The sequence below is a fragment of the Salinisphaera sp. RV14 genome (genome assembly GCF_052044135.1).
Lineage (GTDB): Bacteria > Pseudomonadota > Gammaproteobacteria > Nevskiales > Salinisphaeraceae > Salinisphaera.
The window spans coordinates 1-807 of the sequence record NZ_JBQDYF010000052.1 but is presented as its reverse complement, the minus strand read 5'-3'; the positions used below and the strand labels follow the sequence as shown (position 1 = coordinate 807).

The following is an 807-nucleotide window of genomic DNA, read 5'->3' as shown; positions in this document are numbered from 1 at the left end:
ACAAAGCCAGCCGATACTCGATGCGCTCAAGGCCTGGCTGGATAAAACCCGGCCGGTGGTCACGCCCCAGAGCAAGCTGGGCCAGGCCTTGACCTACCTGCACAACGTCTGGCCGAAACTCGTGCGCTATACCGAACGGGGCGACCTGCCGATCGACAACAACCTGTGCGAGAACGCCATCCGGCCCTTTGTGGTCGGTCGCAAAGGCTGGCTTTTTTCGGACACGCCGGCCGGTGCCCACGCCAGTGCGGTCATTTACTCGCTGATCGAGACGGCCAAAGCCAATGGCCACGAACCGCATGCCTGGCTGCGCTTTGTGCTGGAACGCCTGCCCATGGCCACCACGGTGGACGAACTGGAAGCTTTGTTGCCGTGGAACCTGCATGCACAGGATTTAGCCATGAACCTGGCCGCCTGTGAATGATGGGGTTTGTGGATCGCTTACACCCGGCCGGTGGTCACGCCCCAGAGCAAGCTGGGCCAGGCCTTGACCTACCTGCACAACGTCTGGCCGAAACTCGTGCGCTATACCGAACGGGGCGACCTGCCGATCGACAACAACCTGTGCGAGAACGCCATCCGGCCCTTTGTGGTCGGTCGCAAAGGCTGGCTTTTTTCGGACACGCCGGCCGGTGCCCACGCCAGTGCGGTCATTTACTCGCTGATCGAGACGGCCAAAGCCAATGGCCACGAACCGCATGCCTGGCTGCGCTTTGTGCTGGAACGCCTGCCCATGGCCACCACGGTGGACGAACTGGAAGCTTTGTTGCCATGGCATCTGCATGCACAGGATTTAGCCATGAACCT

The 807-nt window shown here is 61.3% G+C and carries 1 protein-coding gene and 1 pseudogene; both read left to right on the top strand.

Going from position 1 to position 807, the window contains the following annotated elements:
• Nucleotides 1–424 (top strand): IS66 family transposase (locus ACS8Y6_RS18365; protein WP_440856242.1); only part of this gene is annotated, 424 nt, incomplete at its 5' end.
• A gap of 27 nt (nt 425–451) precedes the next feature.
• Nucleotides 452–807: pseudogene (locus ACS8Y6_RS18360) on the top strand (IS66 family transposase); the annotation flags it as partial.